Annotated in this window: 10 protein-coding genes; 6 read left to right on the forward strand and 4 right to left on the reverse strand. The window is 57.4% G+C overall.

Annotation, left to right across the window (positions count from 1 at the left end; genetic code table 11):
* Positions 1-54: 54 nt before the first annotated feature.
* A complete protein-coding gene (locus D3871_RS22665; protein WP_119771284.1) occupies positions 55-1263 on the reverse strand; it encodes an NYN domain-containing protein in 1209 nt (402 codons plus the stop codon).
* A gap of 311 nt (positions 1264-1574) precedes the next feature.
* Between D3871_RS22665 and D3871_RS22670 the strand changes: the two genes are divergently transcribed.
* Positions 1575-2138: a restriction endonuclease gene (locus D3871_RS22670; protein WP_119771285.1), complete on the forward strand. Its 564-nt coding sequence runs from the start codon at positions 1575-1577 to the stop codon at positions 2136-2138.
* 149 nt (positions 2139-2287) lie between these two features.
* A complete protein-coding gene (locus tag D3871_RS22675) occupies positions 2288-3382 on the forward strand; it encodes a PA0069 family radical SAM protein (protein WP_119771286.1) in 1095 nt (364 codons plus the stop codon).
* Between the two features lie 195 nt (positions 3383-3577).
* Here the strand turns inward: D3871_RS22675 and D3871_RS22680 are convergent, their stop codons facing one another.
* Positions 3578-4498, reverse strand: coding sequence for a TauD/TfdA dioxygenase family protein (locus D3871_RS22680; protein ID WP_119771287.1), 921 nt, complete (start codon positions 4496-4498; stop codon positions 3578-3580).
* A gap of 755 nt (positions 4499-5253) precedes the next feature.
* Between D3871_RS22680 and D3871_RS22685 the strand changes: the two genes are divergently transcribed.
* Both D3871_RS22685 and D3871_RS22690 read left to right on the forward strand, forming a co-directional pair.
* Positions 5254-7638 (forward strand): AI-2E family transporter, encoded by a 2385-nt coding sequence (locus D3871_RS22685; protein ID WP_233575768.1) that lies wholly within the window; start codon positions 5254-5256, stop codon positions 7636-7638.
* Between the two features lie 34 nt (positions 7639-7672).
* Positions 7673-8599 carry an oxygenase MpaB family protein gene (locus D3871_RS22690; RefSeq protein WP_233575769.1) on the forward strand — a complete coding sequence of 309 codons (927 nt, stop codon included), beginning with the start codon at positions 7673-7675 and terminating at the stop codon, positions 8597-8599.
* Here D3871_RS22690 and D3871_RS22695 read toward each other — a convergent pair.
* The gene (locus D3871_RS22695; protein WP_119771290.1) at positions 8594-9079 is read right to left on the reverse strand and encodes a hypothetical protein; all 486 of its coding nucleotides are present in this window, start codon (positions 9077-9079) and stop codon (positions 8594-8596) included. The genes D3871_RS22690 and D3871_RS22695 overlap by 6 nt on opposite strands.
* Before the next feature lie 365 nt (positions 9080-9444).
* On the opposite strand from D3871_RS22695, the gene D3871_RS22700 reads away from it, so the two are divergent.
* Both D3871_RS22700 and D3871_RS22705 read left to right on the forward strand, forming a co-directional pair.
* Complete coding sequence (locus D3871_RS22700; RefSeq protein ID WP_119771291.1) at positions 9445-10248, forward strand: TIGR00266 family protein; 804 nt, start codon at positions 9445-9447, stop codon at positions 10246-10248.
* The gene (locus D3871_RS22705; protein ID WP_119771292.1) at positions 10248-11363 is read left to right on the forward strand and encodes a M48 family metallopeptidase; all 1116 of its coding nucleotides are present in this window, start codon (positions 10248-10250) and stop codon (positions 11361-11363) included. Before D3871_RS22700 ends, D3871_RS22705 begins: the two co-directional genes overlap by 1 nt.
* A 76-nt stretch (positions 11364-11439) precedes the next feature.
* Here the strand turns inward: D3871_RS22705 and D3871_RS22710 are convergent, their stop codons facing one another.
* A complete protein-coding gene (locus D3871_RS22710; protein WP_119771293.1) occupies positions 11440-17640 on the reverse strand; it encodes an AAA family ATPase in 6201 nt (2066 codons plus the stop codon).
* Positions 17641-17728: the final 88 nt, after the last annotated feature.

The raw sequence follows: 17728 nt of genomic DNA on the forward strand, positions 1-17728 counted from the left end.
CCCGCCTGCGCAACCGCTAGTGGGTCACTTGGCAACGCATTATTGTCAGTAATCCTACTCGCCGCCAGCGCTTGTATCCGCCTTGCGAGGACGCCGTCCGCGTGGCGTTGACTTTCGTGCAGTTTTGCGTGGAGCATCCGAGGGTTCCGGTGGAGGCGTAACATCTTCCGCCGCTGGCGGCATGACAGCAGCCTCAGCAACCGTCGGCGCGGTCTCCCGTGCCTGCTCCGACACGACCTCGGCTTTTTTCTCCGCAGGCTTGCGTCCTCCCCGTCCCCGCCGCCGCGATTCAGGCTTGCCGCCAACCGTAGTTGGTGCATCAACAGATACAGTGGGCGTATTGGAGATTTCGGCGACTTCAGCCATGCTGTCCCCGGCGGCAGTCTCCAGCACAGTCGGTGCAGGCAAGGCTTCAACGGCTGGTTCTGCATTCAGCACGCCGCCGTTGCCGCGATAGACATAGGCGCCTGATTTTTCATCGCGGCCAAACTCGAGCAGACCACGACTCTGCGCTTCTTCGAGCAAGTTACCGAACGTCCGGAAACCGTAATAAGACTCGCTGAAATCGGGCTTGCGGCGTTTGATTGCTTCCTTCAATACCGATGCCCAGATCTTGCCGCTGTCGCCTCGCTCCGACACCAGGGCGTCGAAAGTTTCCACCGCCATGTCGATGGCCTTGGTTTTGCGCTGCTCGAGTTCTTCCTTGCGACGCTGCTCTTCGTCCGGTGAACGCCTGGCCGCAGGCTGCACCGTACGCGAATCGCGCTTGGCAGCTGCACGCCGGCTTTCGCGCACCAGATCGTCATAGAAAATGAACTCGTCGCAATTCGCGATCAGCAAGTCCGAGGTCGACTGCTTGATGCCTACTCCGATTACATGTTTTGCGTTTTCGCGCAGCTTCGATACCAGCGGTGAAAAGTCAGAGTCGCCGCTGATGATCACAAAGGTATTGACGTGGGACTTGGTGTAGCAGAGATCGAGTGCATCGACGACCAGCCGTATGTCGGCCGAGTTCTTGCCCGATTGACGCACATGCGGAATTTCGATCAACTCGAAATTCGCCTCATGCATGGTGGCCTTGAAGCCCTTGTAACGGTCCCAGTCGCAATAGGCTTTCTTGACGACGATGCTGCCCTTGAGCAGCAGGCGTTCGAGCACGGGCTTGATATCGAATTTTTCGTATTTTGCATCGCGTACGCCGAGTGCGACGTTTTCAAAGTCGCAAAACAGGGCCATGCTGACATAGTCTTGGGATGCTGCCATAAAGTCGCTTTCCAGGTAGTTCGATCGGAGCGGCATCCGCAGCGCCGGGTTTGCAGGCGCAAACTGCGGCGCGCTTGCGGTGCCCTTGATGCCTATGCATCATTGCAAACCATGCATCTTACGCTGTCATGACATAAATCTCCATCGCACCCAAAGTCGCAACCGGAATGCGGCATGAACGCATCTCACATACCAATTGATGACACGCCCTAGTAAAATGCCGGACGATACTCAATGCCGGGGCAAGAAATGCGTAACAATTTACAAGCAGGAATAGCAGCACCAACGATCGACTCTCCCCGGAGCGCAGCATGAAACTCAAAATGGCAGAAAGATCCCTGTTTGCCATCCTGCTCCGCTCGCCGTGGTGGATCAGTTTTGCAATCGCCATTGTGCTTGGACTGATCGCGAGCGTGTTACTTCCGCGGCAGTACGCTGCGCTCGGCCCGTCTGCCGGGTTTCCTTTCTTCGTGATCGGTGTGATCGCGGCCTGGAAGCAATGGCAGGCCCCGAGCGCGACGCGCATCGCTCGTGCCAGACAGGTATTTTCCGACATGGCCTGGCGCGATTTTTCCGGCGTGCTTGAACAGGCTTATATGCGCAAGGGATTTACCGTTACTCATTACGCCGGCAAGGGCGCCGACCTCGAAATTCTTGGGCCGAACGGTAAATCGCTCGTCAGCGGCAAACGCTGGAAGGCTGCCAGCACTGGCGTCGAGCCGCTGAAAGAACTGGCGGCAGCGGCAGATACCGCGTCGGCGCGCGCGATTTACATCACGCTTGGCGAACTGACCGACAATGCCCGTTCGTTTGCAAACAAAAAAAACATTGCCGTGCTGCGCGATAGCGACCTGGCGGAATTTCTGCCGAAATAGCAGCCGGAAATGAACTCGCGGAAGGCGGCCGCAACAACGTCGCAGCCTTCCTCCGCTCGGTCATGAATGCCAGCCGCTATGGTGATGGAAACAGTGCATGGACAAACCCATTGCAAAACAACTGTATATAAATACAGTAAAATCCATGCATGGCCAATTCCGAAAAACTCAAGCAATCCGGCATCGCGACCAAGGGTCGCGGCGCATGCTCGAATCCGCAAAATCGATTCGACTCCCTGAAACGGGAAGCTGTCGAACCTGAACCGTACAACGGCGTGACTGACGATGACGAATCATCGCCAAAGACCACCGTACAACTGCAAACGGCTCGACGCATCATCTCCATCAACCAATCGCCGGACATCCCCTTTGCGGCATCGATCAATCCCTATCAGGGTTGCGAGCATGGCTGCATCTATTGCTATGCCCGACCAAGTCATGCCTACCTTGGTTTATCTCCCGGCCTGGATTTCGAGACCAGATTGTTTGCAAAGGAAAATGCCGCTGAGATATTGGAAGCGGAACTTCTCGCACGGAATTACGTTCCCCAGAACATCGTCATCGGCGGGAACACGGATCCCTACCAACCCATCGAGCGCAAACTGAATATCACGCGCGCATTGCTTGAGGTCCTTGAACGCTACAATCATCCGGTATCGATCACGACCAAATCGGCATTGGTGACACGCGATATCGACATTCTGGAACGCATGGCATCCAAAGGACTGGCACGCGTGTATGTATCGGTGACGAGCTTGCGAAATGAAGTCTCCCGAACATTGGAGCCGCGAGCAAGCGCTCCGGCGAAGCGGCTTGCGGCCATCAAGCTATTAGCCGGCGCGGGGATACCGGTGGGCGTACTCGTCGCCCCCGTCATTCCGGCCATTACCGACGAAGAACTGGAATCTATCCTGTCGGCAGCGTCGGGAGCGGGCGCCAGTGCGGCTGCATACATTTTGTTGCGGCTGCCGCGCGAAGTCGCCGCTCTCTTTGCGGAATGGTTGACAGCGCATTACCCGCTGCGTAAGTCCAAGGTCGAAAAACTCCTCTCTCACATGCGAGGCGGTAAGCTGTATGACCCGGCATTTGAAACGAGGATGACAGGCACGGGCGTATTTGCCGACCTGCTGGCCAATCGTTTCCATCTGATATGCAAAAAGCTTGCTCTCAACCTGGAACGCCCGCCCCTGCGTACCGACCTGTTTGTACCAGCCGCTTTAGAAAAGCAGCTAAGCCTGTTTTAAAGACGTATCAACGTGCGGCGAAACGCGTTGCCACCATATGCCTGTCTGGCTTCGTCGGCCACCATGCGGTCGTCATTTTGGTATGCACTCTTAACAACGGAATTGATCTGAACGGACCCATTCCAGGTCGCGGCCACTTGCAACGCACCCTTACAGAAACATCGCCGTAACGCGTCGGCCTAAATAGGGCCGAGTTTAAACCGAGTACGTCGATAGCAGCCGTTCAGAATAAAATCGATCCGCAAGAACCCGGCACCGATACATCACTTGCTGTTCGTGCGGTTGATAGTCGGTATTCGTCCGATGTATCGTACTCAGGTTGTCCCAGATCAGCAGGTCGTTTTCTTCCCACTGATGGGTGTACTGGTACTCTTGCCTGGTCTGATGCTGAAAAAGAAAAGACAGCATGGCGGTACTCTCTTCTTCACTCCAACCATTGATACGGGTTGTAAACCCCGGATTTGCGTACAGCACTTTCCTCCGTGACACCGGATGGACTAATACTAATGGCTGGGAGATATTTTGGCTTGTTTTCCGGTGTACTTCACTTAACGACGCGCGTACCTCTTTATATCCCTGACGGCGCAAATAATACTGCTCAGGCGAGTGTACGGCCGTAGCACCTTCGATACGAGACTTGATTTCTTCCGACAAGTCCTCATAGGCCTTATACATGTTGGCGAAGTTCGTCGCGCCGAGAGCATGGCCATTACGCCGCGGGACCTTGAGCGCATAGGACAGGTTTGCAAAACCTCTTACTTCGCGGTGGCTCACGTCCGTATGCCATATTCCCCGCCCATTTGCCATTCCTGTGTTCACGCCGTCCTGTATGGTATTAGAGAGTATCGAAACCTCGGGTACATTGTCCGCTCGATGAGTGCTTCCTCTTTCAGGCATTTGCACCGTGCCAAATTTTTCTGCCACAGCTTTAAGCTGTGCTGCCGTTAGTCTTTGCGCTGGAAAACGTAGTACGCCATAGCGGCCGAGCGCCACCAGCACATCAAGAATCTCGGTCTCATGTAATGATTTTGAAAGGTCGATTCCTTTAATAACAGCACCGAGTGTCGCATCGTTTCTGCGAACAGCAAGCCTGGATTTAATGTCGATATTGTGCATTTTGTTTTACTAGCTTAGTGACCAGATCATCGATACAAGCAGCCTTAAGTTGTCCGCCTAAGAATGCTAAAAAAATAGTCGGAGGTCATATGCAATGTCGATACGATCCAGTAAAAAGCTCCCACTTGGACCCACATGCCAATTAAACAACGGTATATACCTTCTAATTACTAAAAGTACATTCGTATTGTATAACGACACTTTGTATTATTCAATAAAACACGCTGAAAGGAAATACTCTGCCGCGGTTCCATTTCGTACCACGACCGACTTATAAAATTCGGTGGATCATGTGGTGGAAAAAAGTACTGCGCCGCAGGAAGCCTAGGCCCTGATCTGGGTCTGCCTCGACGCATGCTCAAGTCGTTCAGCATGACCCACAATGTAATGTAGGCAGCAGATGGGAAGCTCCTGCGATTTCATCTGTCACGTAACGGGTCAAGAGTGGTTTAAGTTACACGAGCTTGACCGATCGCAATCGATTCGCGCTAATGTTAAGTACGATTCCCTGGTGACTCTTTTCTGACGGCAATCAGTAGGAGGCACAAAGGGCCTGCACGGTGTGCGGGCCCTTTTCTTTATACGCCGCTTGTTCTGAACGGATTGCGCTTTCACAATCCCGGAGGTTGCAAGCCGGGAACGCAATTGTCCATGCCTTGCCTAAGTTACAAGGCGCCACCTGTCTACGGTAAAAGGCGAGTCGAAAACCATACGCGCCAGACCTCAAATTTTTAACCCAACGCTGCATTAGATTTGTGCCCGATACCTCAACCAACCACGGCTTGAATGTGAATACTGCGGCCATCGTCGTATTGACGATCGTTGCGCTTTACTTTGGACGGGATATCTTCGTTCCTTTTGCATTGGCCGTGCTGCTGAGTTTCATGCTGGCGCCGCCGGTGAACTGGCTGCGGCGTACCCGTCTGCCGCGTAGCGCTGCGGTATTGCTTGCCGTTTCGTCGGCAGTTGCCATCATTGCCGGCATCTCGTTTCTGGTCGGAAGCCAGGTGGTCATCCTGGCCAACAATCTGCCGACCTACCAGAAGACGATGCAGGAAAAGATACGCTCGATACGGGATGCCGCGCCCGGCGGAGGTGCGATCGACCGATCCGCAGCGGTGTTTCAGGCGCTCGGCCGAGAGTTGTCGGAAGCTGCCGGCACCGATGGCAAAAAGCAGGATCCCTCTGCCGCACGGCAGAAAGAGCCGCTTCCGGTACGGATAGAGCCTTCCCAGCCGCAGCCGCTTGAAATCGTGCAAAACATTGCCGGCTCGGTACTTGGGCCGGTCGGCACCGCCGGTCTGGTGATCGTTTTCATATTTTTCGTGCTGCTTGCACCCAGTGATTTGCGGGACCGCTTTATCCGCCTTGCGGGCAGCGACCTGCATCGCACCACCGAGGCATTGAACGAAGCCGCAAGCAGGGTGAGCCGTTATCTTTTAATGCAGCTGGTGGTGAATGCGAGCTACGGCGTTCCCCTTGGTTTCGGGCTTTACATGATAGGCGTACCGGGCGCGTTTCTGTGGGCGCTCCTCGCTACCCTGTTGCGCTTCATTCCTTATCTGGGCCCGGTCATCGCCGCGATCTTTCCGGTGACCATGGCGTTTGCGGTCGATCCGGGATGGAACATGCTGCTATGGACGGCAACGCTGGTGATCGTGCTGGAGCTGGTCAGCAACAATATGATCGAGCCCTGGCTATATGGATCGAGTACCGGCATGACACCGATGGCCGTGATTCTTTCCGCAATCTTCTGGACGCTGCTATGGGGGCCGGTCGGTTTGTTCCTCGCAACGCCGCTGACGGTTTGCCTGGTGGTGATGGGGCGTTATGTACCTCAGCTGGCATTCATCGATGTGCTGCTGGGCAGCGACCCGGTCCTGTCGCCAGAAGAAAGGCTATACCAGCGCCTGATCGCCGGTAATGTCGAAGAGGCGATCGACATTGCCGAAACCGAAGTGAGCGAACATTCCCTGCTGGAGTTTTACGACCAGGTGGCCTTGCAAACCTTGCGCCTTGCCGAGAATTCACGCGAGCGCGGCGGCAGCAAGGAAGATCGGCAGAGCGTGGCCGAGGGGTTACGAACCATCGTCGAGGATTTGCAGGACGTGATTGCAAGGACGCCGGATGAAGACAACGGCCCGGGCGTACAACAATGGCTCGGCACCCCGGTTCTCTGCGTAGCAGGTCGAGGAGAACTCGATGCGGCTGCCGCGCTATTGCTGACCCATATGCTGGAGACACGCGGCATAGGCGCCAGGGTTGTACCCGCATCGATGATTGCTGCGGATGCGATTGGCAATCTCGATCTGGCCGGTGTCGATGTTATCTGTCTTTCTTATCTGAACCCCATGCCCAAAGCCTATGCGCGCTTTGTCTGCCGCCGGTTGAAGCCGCGCATCCGACGCGGCAAGATCGTTCTCGGCTTGTGGAACATGAGTAGCGGAAGTGCCGTGGCGGAAAAGCTCGCCGCCGAAGCCGGTGCGGATGCGGCGGTCACCAGTCTGGACCTGGCGTCCCACCTGATCGAGGATATTGTCCGACAGACAGTGGATCCCGAAATGCCGCCGCCCGCGCCCCTGCCCGCCGAGGAAATGGAACGCTTGCAGGCGCTTCAGTCCAGCGGCGTGCTTGCAGCGGACAAGTCCGCCCTGCTCGACCGGATCGCGCGCAGCGTCGCCGAAGCAGTGGATACGCCGATCGCTCTGGTATCGCTGATCGATGATACCCTGCAGTTATGGAAAGGCGCGTTCGGCTTGCCGGAAGAATTGCAGAAAACGCGGCAGGGTTCGCGCGACACATCGATTTGCACTCATGTGGTTGCCAGCAACGCGCCGCTGGTGATCGAAGATACCGCACGCGACTCCCGATTTGCTCGCAATTCTTTCCTGCGCAAGCATGGCCTGCGGTTTTATGCGGGCGTACCGCTGCGCGCGAAATCGAAACAGGTGATCGGCACGCTTTGTGTCATGGACCTGAGGCCGCGCACCCTGAGTCCACGGGAATTGAAACTGATGCAAGTCATTGCTGACGAGCTGATGACCGACCTGGTGCAGGAAATCGCTATTGCCATTGAAACGCAGGAGGTCGATACCGTGGAAGAAAATGCGCCACCAGTTGCGCCGGACGCCCGCGCCTAGGCCGATTGGTTCTCCAAACGTGCAGGCAGCCGCCGTGATACGCCTTCCGCATTCACTACAGCGATATCTGGAAACCCAGGCAAGCAGTCTGCTGTATCCGCATGCATCTTCAGCAGACGATTTTTTATTGCCGGCAGGCGAGCCCGCATTGGTTGCACCAGACTCGGTCTCGTGGCGCGTATTCAAAAACCCGGTAGCCTTGTTTATCGGCGGCATTACAGCGGTCTTGCTGGAACTTGCACATCCAGCCGTGCGCTCGGGCGTCTGGGAACATACGAGCTTTCGCAGCAACCCGCGTCAACGCATTCAGCGTACCGGTTACGCGGCGATGATGACGGTATATGGCCCGCGCAGCCGGACCGAAGCAATGATCGCCGCGGTTCGTCAGCGTCATGGTCAGATAGGCGGCGTCACACCTTCCGGCATGCCGTATCGTGCCGACGATCCGGCGCTGTTGTCATGGGTCCATGCGACGGCAGCGTTCGGATTCATGGAAGCCTTTCACGCTTATGTCGGCATGCTGGACGCCGCACAGCGCGAAGCTTTTTTTGCGGAAGGAAAAATGTCTTCCCGTCTGTATGGTGCCGACGATGCGCCCATATCGGAACAGCAGTGCCTGACATTGTTTGAAACGACGCTCCCCTGTCTTGAGCCCTCTTCCATCGTCCTCGATTTTTTGAATATCGTTGCGCATTCGCCCTTGCTGCCGGCGCCACTAGACCATGCACAAGGCTTGCTCCTCAAGGCCTCGATCGCCATTTTGCCGGCTGCCATACGCGAGCGTTTATGCCTGCCGGTCCACTGGAATTTGCATCCATGGCAAGCGGCGGTCGTAAGGCGCCTGGGAAGAATCGCCGAACGCATTCCGCTTGCATCCAGTCCGGCGACACTAGCATGCCAAAGGCTGGGCTTGCCGCATGACTATCTCTACGCGCCACGCGGCTTGAACAGCCTGTTATAGCGTCCGCAGTTCGGATGGATTGGCCGGATCTGCAAACGGCCCCCTGGTCTCCAGGCGCTCTTCAAATTCCGGATCCAGCTGGCCATGCGCCTTCAGATAATCCCGCAGTTCACGCTGCCACAGGCGTTTGTCGCTCAAGCCGGAATCGTCACCTAGCGTGTATGTATCCCGGTCGCCGAACAGCTGGTTGGCATCCACCGGAGACAGGCCGAAGATGCGGGCCATGATATAGGCGGGAGAGTCCTCCATCGTGGGCTTTCCATGCAGCAGCAACTCGCTTCCATCCTCGTTCAGCGATAGGCCGAACCGCATGAAATCCGGATGCTGGGCCAGCCAACCGACGGGAGAACAGACCGTACCGTGCTCAAGCGAATCGCCTTTCGCCGATCGCAGCTTGTCCAGCGAGATCGCGGTCTCGGGGATGCCATCAATGATGGCGTAAGCGTCCTTTAGTAATGCGAAATCAGGGCCCATCTCCATTGTCTATCCTCTCGAATAATTCAGTCTTCGGTCAATACGGCGGGATTGGCATTGCATGCCTTAGGGCCCGCGCAGGAATAAGCTGGGTGATTTGGCGGTCGTAGCGGGATGCAATGCAAGGGGGCCGCCGAGGTGCGCCTGATGCGCCGCAGTGCGAGCACCCTCGGCGGGCCCCTGACAAGCGGCGGGCAACGCCGCAGTGCGCCCGCTACGGCCAGCAAAATTGCCCAACTTATTCCTGCGCGGGCCCTTACATTACAATAGACCCGCAATTGACGACAGCAGTTTCGCGCGATCGTCCAGCCCGATACGCTGAAGATCCAGCGTGGTCGGGATCCGATTAACCCTGAGAAAGCGAGCAATACATGGCAATGGATGAAATCGACTATGAAATCTTCGGCAGCGACATGCAATATGTCGAGGTTGAACTGGATCCGGGCGAAGCGGCGGTCGGCGAAGCTGGCATGATGATGTTCATGCAGGATGGAATAGAGATGGATACCGTCTTTGGTGATGGTTCGCAGCAAGGCGGCCTTTTCGGCAAGCTATTGGGTGCCGGCAAACGCCTGCTGACCGGCGAATCATTGTTCACCACGGTGTTCCATAACGAAGGATCGCGCAAGGCGCGGGTGGCATTCGCCGCTTCCTATCCAGGAAAAATCGTTCCCGTCCATCTGTCCGAAATCGGCGGCACACTGATTTGCCAGAAGGATTCCTTCCTTTGCGCAGCCAAAGGCGTGTCTCTCGGCATTGCGCTGCAGCGCAAACTGGGCGCCGGCCTGTTTGGGGGCGAAGGCTTCATCATGCAAAAGCTCGAAGGCAACGGCTGGGCTTTCGTGCATGCCGGCGGCACACTGGTGGAAAAAACCTTGGCGCCGGGTGAGGTGCTGCGGGTCGACACAGGCTGCGTGGTGGCATTCCAGCCCCAGGTCGACTTCGATATCAAATATGTCGGCAAGATCAAATCCGCCGTATTTGGCGGCGAGGGCCTGTTCTTTGCAACGCTGCGCGGTCCCGGAAAGGTATGGCTGCAATCCCTGCCGCTGTCGCGACTGGCAAATCGCCTGATGATGGCCGCGCCTGCATCAGGCGGGTCCAGCAGCAGTTCCCTCCTTGGCGCGGGTGCACTGGGCGGCCTCGGCGGCTTGATGGGCGGTGACGACGATTGATGGAGGCAGCGGCTCACCATTTTCATGGCCGGCTCTTCAGCGCCGGCGCCCATGGCGCCGGCGTAGCCGTCACTGGCCGCTGGAGCGGCGAGACTTTGGTCCTTGATGTCCGAGGATCCTGGTCACACATTTCGGCAAAGGCGCTGCGGGTAGAAGCCGCAGGTTTCAATCTGGCGCAGTTGAGGCTTTCATGGAACGATGCCGAAGGTGAATCAGCTTGCTTCATTGAACAGCCTGCCGACAAGGAGTACTTTCTTTCGCACGCCCCAGCGAGCATCGGCACTTCCCTGCGTGCTGCACGAAAATCACAGCGTCATTTAAGTTCCCGCTTTGGCCTGGCGGTGTTTTTCTACGGCATGGTCGTGCTATTGCCGATCCTGATACTCGTCGCCTTCCTGCTCAACACCGACAGGCTTGCAGGATGGGTGGCAGACAAGGTGCCAGTGCGGTACGAAGAAAAAATCGGCAGCATGGTGCTTGCACAAACAAGAATGCGTTCCACTCTCGTTGAAAGCGGCGCGGCATATGATGCTGTCAAGACTATCGGAACAAAGCTGACGGCCGGTTCACGCTATTCCTATCGCTGGTTCCTCGCCAAGGAAAACGAAGTCAATGCATTTGCCGCGCCGGGCGGCGTCGTCGTTGTGTATGCCGGGCTGATCCGACAGGCAGCAAGTGCGGAAGAACTTGCCGGTGTGATTGCACATGAGGTCGCACATGTTGAACAACGGCATGGACTGACAAGTCTTGTGAAAAATACCGGCTTCATGGCCCTGCTCTCGCTCGCGATGGGCGACCTGTCCGGCTCGACCCTTGCAGCAGGTATTGCCAAGCTGACCGAGCTCAAATTTTCGCGCAACGCGGAAATCGATGCAGACAACGAGGGATTGAAAAGAATGCTTATAGCGGGCATTAACCCTGCTCACATGGCAAATTTCTTTGTCAGGCTGGCGCAAGACGAAAAAAAGGCGGTGCCGGCATTGCTGGCAACCCATCCTGCTTCGGCAGAAAGAGTCGCCACCTTGCGCACGCAGATCGCTGCACTTCCGGCACGCGATTACATACCGCTGAGTATCGATTGGAAAGCGGTGCAAGATTCGTTAAAGGCGCGCTGAACAAGCCTTCCTTTTTCCGATGACACAAGTGCGAGTCATCGGAACGATTTCTCTTTAGAGCAATTCCCGTCCGGCGTCAGGACGTTTCGTCCACATGCCGAACCCATTGCAACAACTCTTCATATTGAAATTCATTGGCTCGTGCGGTGAGCGCGTCGGCCAGCTCGGCGTCTTCGTGCCGGATAGCGGCAATAATGCCATCGATCGCATTCGTATCAAGCTGGCTTAGCGCATGCCGCAGCGCGCTCGTCAGGTGGGGCCGCAAACGCGCCAGCCCTGAAGCACTGAGCTGAAGGGATGCCGGCTGCACATCCTCGCGGTAAAGAAAGCGCACACCTAAATGCTTTTGCAGCATTCCAAAAAGATCAGCTTCGGCAAAAGGCTTGCGCAGGAAGTCATCGCATCCAGCGGCCAGGATATCGGCTCGCTCTTCCTCGAAACTGCTGGCAGTCAGTGCTATGACCACCGTCGCATGGTCCTTTTCCATCGCACGCAGGCGGCGTGTGGCTTCGCGGCCATCGAGCACCGGCATTTTCATATCCATCCAGATCAGATGCGGATGCCACGCCTGCCAGATATCCAATGCCTGCTGCCCATCTCCGGCCTCGCGCACCTCGAAACCGATAGGCGTCAACAACCGCGAGACCAGCTGCCGGGAATCCGGGCGATCGTCAACCACCAGGATGCGGTAGCACGGTTGGCCGGGCACCATCGCCGTCACCTGCCGTGTCGTATCTTCCATCGGCGCCACGACGTTAACGCCGGTGATCATGGCCGGAATGTCGAAGCGGGCCATAGTGCCGACGCCGACGCGGCTGTCAATATGGATTTCACCCCCCATCAGGCGCACGAAACTGCGACTGATGGTCAGTCCCAAGCCACTGCCTTCCTGCGCCTGCCGGCCGGCATGGGCTTGCATGAACGCGCTGAACAAATTGCCCAGCTCCTCCGCCTCGATACCGGGACCGGTATCGGCAATCACGAACCCTAACCGGCAGGCACCGGACACGGCAACGGTCGCATCGGCGCGAAGTGTGACGCTGCCTCGCTGCGTGAATTTGAGCGCATTGGAGACAAGGTTGATCAACACTTGGCGCAGCTTCACCTGGTCGGTGCGTACATAGCGCGGCAAATCGGCGCTGCGCTCGAAAAGCAGTTGCAGGCCCTTGTCGTCGGCCCGCAAGGCGAACATGTCCTGCAATTCATCGAGCATGCATACCAGATCGAAATCGCACTCGTTGAGCGTTGCACGACCAGCCTCGATCTTGGACAGGTCGAGTACCTGGTTGATCAGAGTCTGCAAGTGTTCGCTGCTGCGCCGAATGATGCCGATGTCTTCCATCGCTTCGCGCGGCAGTGCTGGCTGACGAGCCAGCAGGCGCGCGAAACCGAGGATCGTATTCAACGGCGAGCGCAGTTCGTGGCTCATATTGGCCAGGAACGTGCTTTTTGCTTGGTTGGCCGCTTCGGCGGCTTGGCGCGCCTGCCGTTCCGCTTCAGCCTGCTTATGTTGGGTCAGATCGAGCACGAATGCCACGCCTTGTTCCCGCGAGCCTTCGAACAAGGCAGCGCCGACCAGTACCGGCGCACGACTGCCGTCTTTACGCAGGAAAGCTTTCTCGTAAGGTGTGCAGGTTCCGGTGTTGCGGATTTCTTCCAGCGCCCGTACATCGGCGGCGCGGCAATCCGGCGGCGTCATATCGGTCCAGCGGTCCATGCCCGAGCGCAGGTCGGCGCTGCTGTAACCGACCATGCGCAAAAACGCGTCGTTGGCTTCGCTGATGCCCCCATGGAAATCCCAGAACACGATGCCGATGATGTTCGATTCGACCAGCCGGCGGATGCGTGCGTCGCGCTCGCGCAAGGTCTCTTCGGCCCGCTTGCGTTCCATGTTTTCCCGTAACAGATCGGCATACAGCAACGCGTTTTCCAGCGAAATGGCGGCTTGGCCGGCCAGCAGTTGCAATACCGTCAGCCGCTGCGCCGTGAACACATGGGTGGCCAGGCCATGTTCCAGGTAGAGTACGCCGACCAGTCGGGCCTGCCTCAGGATGGGCAGACACAATACCGACTGGGGGCGATGCTGGTCGAAATAGGGGTCGGTGGCAAACGGATTGGACTGTCCGGCGTCGTCCAGCAGAACCTGCTCGCCGCTGCGACGCACGTAATTCAAGATGGCAGAGGGCAATGCCAAAGTGGGAGCCGTCTTGCCCAAATGCAGCTGCACCTGTACGGCCTGCTGCATTACCTGAGCGTCGGCGACGGGTGCCAGGTCTTCGCCGCGCACCAGTAATAGGCAACCGGTCTGCGCTCCCGCATTTTCAAGCATGATGCGCATGAGCGTATCGATCAGCTCGTCCAGCACGATTCGTCCTGATATCGCCTGCGATGCCTTGGCAACCGACTGCAGATCCAGTTGCGCGATGCCCGCCAGCGGCGCAGTGTCCTTACGCGCAATGCGCACGCGCAACTGCGGATGGCGCTCGTCGAGCTGCGCCACCTTGCCGTCGGCACCCCAGCGTCCATAGCAGCGGCGTGCTTCCCGTATATATGTATCGGCAAACTCGTCGAACCCGCGTGTGCGGTAGAAGGCGGATGCGCATTCATAAGCGACACCCTCATTCTGGATGAAGCCGTTGTCATGGGCCGCTTGAATCGCCTGCCGGTACAGGTGCATGGCGTCGAGGTCCCGCCCTTCGATGCGGGCGATCTCGGCCGATACCAGCACCTGTTTGTCACGGAAAGTGGGTGGGTAATTCACGGCCCATTCGCGCAGCTGCGCCTCGTGCGCTATCAGGCGTTCACGCAATGCAGGCCGCTCGTCCGCAGTCGTCCTCTCGTATATCGCCGCCACCGACAGCGCGGCATAGTAATGGTAGTCCAGCAACTGAATCTGGCCGACCGAGGCCCAAAGAAACTCCTTCGCCTTATCGGCCGCTACGATCGCCATGGCGTAGTCACCCGCCAGATAGCGAGCCTGTAGTTTGAGTATGTTGTACCAGCAGATCAACATGGTCTGCCGCTCGTCCGTCAACTGCGACTCGAACGTCGCTTCGTCAAACTGCGCATCGCTGAAGCTGGACAAGGACGCAGTCCGGCCTTGCATCGCCGCGATGAAGCGCTGCTGGCCCACAATCAAATCTTCCATATCGCGGAACTTGGCTTTCCGGGTGAAAGCCAGGCCTTTTTCTACCTCAATTGACACAGCGTCGAGCGCATCGCCGCGCAACAGCATGTCTTCGACGAGATAGGAGCCGGAAAGGCAGGCAATAATCAGATCACCGGTCTTGACTGAGGCATGAAATGTGGTCTGGATGAAATCGATCGCTGTCGCGATCGGCTGCGTCCATGGGCTAATCCCGCCCATCGGTAAATAAACCTTCCCGCGGTAGTCAAGAAAGTTCTGCTTGTCGGCGATGGCGCAGGCTACCTGAGCGAAACGATATCCTTCTTGGTAACGGTGGAAGACCGAGCCGAGGAACACGCCGAACCAGGCCGTGCCATGCACGCTCCCGCCAGTGATTCCGTATTGCAAACTCAGGTTCATCATGCGACACAAAATCAAGCTTGCCAATTTTTCATCGATGAAATAGGCCGGACAAAACAGCACGGCAAACACCCGCATGGCGGCTTTTTTTTCCGGATCGGTCATCAGAGGCAAATCGATCAGGCTCTCGATCGTGCGCCCTTCGAGGTTGCGCCAGACCAGTTCGTATTCGGCAAGGTACTGTTCCATTGTCGGATGCGCCGGTAGATCGATGCCGAGCAGATTCAGCCAGGCGAGCGAGCTTTCGACCGCCTCCTTGTTCTGCGACAGCACGCCATGCAGTTCCACCTTCAAACTGTAGACGGCCGCCTGATCGGTGGCGGATGCACTCCTGTGCAGCAGCTCCGCAATAAGACGTTCGGTTTCGTTCAGATTGCCGCACAGGAATTCACACTGCGCGCGTTCCATCCATAAGCCATATGTCAGCGCATAGTGTTGGTTCCAGTCCGGCGGATCGAGCAGTGCCATGCCGGTCGCCACATACATGCATGCCGATGCATAGGCCGCCGATGCCTTGGTCTTGCGGCCCGCGCGCAGGTTGAGTTCCGCAACCTGGACCCTCTCGTCCGGGTCGGAAATGCATGCCACGCCCCGGTTGAGTTGGTTGATGACATCGAGCAGATGGGTAGTCATTTCGTCCGGCGCCAGATGCGCCACCAGCCTGCGGCCGATCTCCAGGTGCACCTGTGCCGGGTCCGCGTCGGGAATGAGGGCGTAGGCCGCCTGCTGGATACGGTCATGCAAAAACTTGCCGCCGCCCTGGCTGCACACGATCAGGTTTTCGTGCATGGCGGGCGACAGGTGTTGCTCGACCTCAGCCTGCGCATGCCCACCGGCCAACGCGAGATGACGCAGGTCAAACTGGTTGCCCAGGCATGCCGCACAGTGCAATGCCTGCTGGGTCGGCACAGGCAGTTGGCGCAGCTTTGCCACCATCAAATCGACCACGTTGTCGGCGAAATCCTTGGCTTCGATCTGCGCCAGTTCCCACTGCCAGCACCGCTTGTCGTCATTCCATCGCAGCAACCCTTCCTGGTGCAATGCGCGGAAGAACTGGATGAAGAAGAACGGGTTGCCTTCGGTTCTTTCAAACATCAGTTGTGCCAATGGCGCGCAGGAGGACACCTCCGCATGCAGCGTGTCGGCCACCAATTGGTTCAAGTGTGCAGGTGCCAAGGACGAAAGCGCGATTTCCGTTATGGCCGCCGCACCGCTGTCGTGGACAGTCTTGAGACAGGCACGCAACGGATGGGCCTCGCCCACCTCGTTGTCGCGGTAGGCACCGATTAACATCAGATAACGGGTATCCGGATGGGTCAGCAGATGCTCGATCAGCGTCAGGCTGGCGGCATCAATCCATTGCAAGTCATCCAGGAATAACACGAGCGGATGTGTTTCGCGGGCGAATACGCCAATGAACTGGCGCAATACCATATTGAACCGGCTCTGTGCCGCAGCCTGCCGAAAGTCCTGCACCGGCGGCTGTTTACCGATGATGCATTCGATCTGCGGTAAAAGATCGACGATGATCTGACCGTTGTTGCCGACTGCCTGCAGTATTTGCCGGCGCCATTCGGCGACGCGATCATTGCTTTCGGCAAGCAACTGCTGCACCAGTTCCCGCAAGGCCTGGATCAAGGTGGCGTAAGGGATATCGTGCGCATACTGGTCGAACTTTCCGGAGATGAAATAACCGCACTCGCGCGCGATCGGCCGCAGCAGTTCATGCACCAATGACGACTTGCCGATGCCGGAATAGCCGGCCACCGTGGCCAGCGTCGCCTGCCCGTTCGCCGCCGTGTGTTCGAATGCCGCCAGCAATTGAGCTACTTCGCGTTCTCGCCCGTACAGCTTTTGCGATATCAGAAACCGGTCGCTGACATCTTGCGTACCCAAAGGAAATGTCTCGATCCGCCCTGCCGACTGCCACTGTGCCAGGCAGCGCTCGAGATCGGCTTGTAATCCATACGCGCTTTGATAACGATCTTCCGGCAATTTGGCCAACAGACGCATCACGATATCCGATACGATCGGCGGAATGTCGGGCGCCACTTCGCATGGTGAAGGCGGCATGCGCGCGACGTGGCAATGTACCCATTCAAGCGGATCACCGCCTTGGAACGGGAGCCGTCCGGTCAGCATCCGGTAAAGCAAGACCCCCAGCGAATAGAAGTCGGTCCGATAATCAACCGGACGATTCATGCGCCCGGTTTGCTCGGGGGACAAACTGGCCCAATCGCCGCCGATCGCTTGATCCGCCACGGCATGCTGCCAACCCACGGTTGCCAGATCCAGGTCGAGCAGCAGGATGCCCGATTGCTGTGGCAGCAACAAAAAATTGGTGGCGCGTATGTCCTGATGGGTGACGCCCGCCGCATGCAGGCCGGCCAATATGCGCGCCAGTTGACACGCCAAGCGTAGGCAGACTGACACCTCAAGCTGATGTTGAGCCAGGAAGGATTCGAGCGATTCGCCAGCCACGTCCCCAATGACCATTGCCGGCCGCCCTGCTTCTTCCACCAGTGTGGCTGGTTTCACTACCCCGGGGATATTCAATGATTGCAGTAGTTCGTACTCGCGCCTGAAACGTGCCTTCTGCGCCGGCTGCAGCCTGACCACATCAAGCAGTTTCAACCCGACCGATGCGCCATCTTGCACACGCAGCGCGCGGTAGAGCGACGAACCTGCACTTGTACAGATGCAAGCGTCCATTTGGTATTGTGCAATCATGGCCTTTATCCCAAGAATCGAGTGTAAAGAAAACGGTAGGGTGCTTTCGATCGAAAACTAATTCGAGATGATGTTGATGGCGTCATTC

The organism is Noviherbaspirillum saxi (assembly GCF_003591035.1).
GTDB lineage: Bacteria > Pseudomonadota > Gammaproteobacteria > Burkholderiales > Burkholderiaceae_D > Noviherbaspirillum > Noviherbaspirillum saxi.

Excerpts from the sequence above, each read along its gene's own strand:
- D3871_RS22665 (WP_119771284.1), bottom strand. The coding sequence starts at position 1,263 with ATGGCAGCATCCCAAGACTATGTCAGCATGGCCCTGTTTTGCGACTTT.
- D3871_RS22670 (WP_119771285.1), top strand. The coding sequence starts at position 1,575 with ATGAAACTCAAAATGGCAGAAAGATCCCTGTTTGCCATCCTGCTCCGC.
- D3871_RS22675 (WP_119771286.1), top strand. The coding sequence starts at position 2,288 with ATGGCCAATTCCGAAAAACTCAAGCAATCCGGCATCGCGACCAAGGGT.
- D3871_RS22680 (WP_119771287.1), bottom strand. The coding sequence starts at position 4,498 with ATGCACAATATCGACATTAAATCCAGGCTTGCTGTTCGCAGAAACGAT.
- D3871_RS22695 (WP_119771290.1), bottom strand. The coding sequence starts at position 9,079 with ATGGAGATGGGCCCTGATTTCGCATTACTAAAGGACGCTTACGCCATC.
- D3871_RS22700 (WP_119771291.1), top strand. The coding sequence starts at position 9,445 with ATGGCAATGGATGAAATCGACTATGAAATCTTCGGCAGCGACATGCAA.
- D3871_RS22705 (WP_119771292.1), top strand. The coding sequence starts at position 10,248 with ATGGAGGCAGCGGCTCACCATTTTCATGGCCGGCTCTTCAGCGCCGGC.
- D3871_RS22710 (WP_119771293.1), bottom strand. The coding sequence starts at position 17,640 with ATGATTGCACAATACCAAATGGACGCTTGCATCTGTACAAGTGCAGGT.